Source organism: Methylobacterium sp. J-048 (genome assembly GCF_022829515.1).
Taxonomy (GTDB): Bacteria; Pseudomonadota; Alphaproteobacteria; order Rhizobiales; family Beijerinckiaceae; genus Methylobacterium.
Genome location: NZ_JAKSYL010000117.1, coordinates 1 through 1079, shown reverse-complemented (window position 1 = coordinate 1079; position 1079 = coordinate 1). Strand labels below are relative to the sequence as shown.

Below are 1079 nucleotides of genomic sequence, written 5' to 3'. Positions count from 1 at the left end.
CCGACGGTGCGGCCGCCCTCGCGGATGGCGAAGCGCAGCTTCTCCTCCATGGCCACCGGCACGATCAGCGTGACGTCCATGGTCACGTTGTCGCCCGGCATCACCATCTCGGTGCCTTCCGGCAGCTCGCACACCCCGGTCACGTCCGTGGTCCGGAAGTAGAACTGCGGCCGGTAGTTGGTGAAGAACGGCGTGTGCCGGCCGCCCTCTTCCTTGGTCAGGATGTAGGCCTCGGCCTTGAACTTGGTGTGCGGCTTCACCGAACCCGGCTTGCACACCACCTGGCCCCGCTCCACGTCCTCGCGCTTCGTGCCGCGCAGCAGCACGCCGACGTTGTCGCCCGCCTGGCCCTGATCGAGCAGCTTGCGGAACATCTCCACGCCCGTCACCGTCGTGGTCTGGGTGTCGCGGATGCCGACGATCTCCACCGTCTCGCCGACCTTGACGATGCCGCGCTCGACGCGGCCGGTCACCACCGTGCCGCGGCCGGAGATCGAGAACACGTCCTCAATCGGCATCAGGAACGGCAGGTCGATCGGACGCTCCGGCTGCGGGATGTAGGCGTCCACCGTCTCCATCAGCTTGAGCACCGCGTCATGGCCGATCGCCTTGTCGCCGTTGTCCAGCGCCACCTTGGCCGAACCCTTGGTGATCGGGATGTCGTCGCCCGGGAAGTCGTACTTCGACAGAAGCTCGCGCACCTCCATCTCGACCAGCTCCAGCAACTCCTCGTCGTCGACCAGGTCGACCTTGTTGAGGAACACCACCAGCGCCGGCACGCCGACCTGGCGGGCCAGCAGGATGTGCTCGCGGGTCTGCGGCATCGGGCCGTCGGCCGCCGACACCACCAGGATCGCGCCGTCCATCTGCGCGGCGCCGGTGATCATGTTCTTCACGTAGTCGGCGTGGCCCGGGCAATCCACGTGCGCGTAGTGCCGGTTCGTGGTCTCGTACTCCACGTGCGCCGTCGAGATCGTGATCCCGCGCGCCTTCTCCTCCGGGGCCTTGTCGATCTGGTCGTAGGCCGTGAACGTCGCCCCGCCCGTCTCCGCCAAAACCTTCGTGATCGCCGCCGTCAA

General features: G+C 67.3%; 1 protein-coding gene. It reads right to left on the bottom strand.

Annotated features, from left to right (window positions below; genetic code table 11):
• Window positions 1-1079 (bottom strand): elongation factor Tu (gene tuf / locus MKL09_RS09285; protein WP_244019697.1); only part of this gene is annotated, 1079 nt, incomplete at both ends.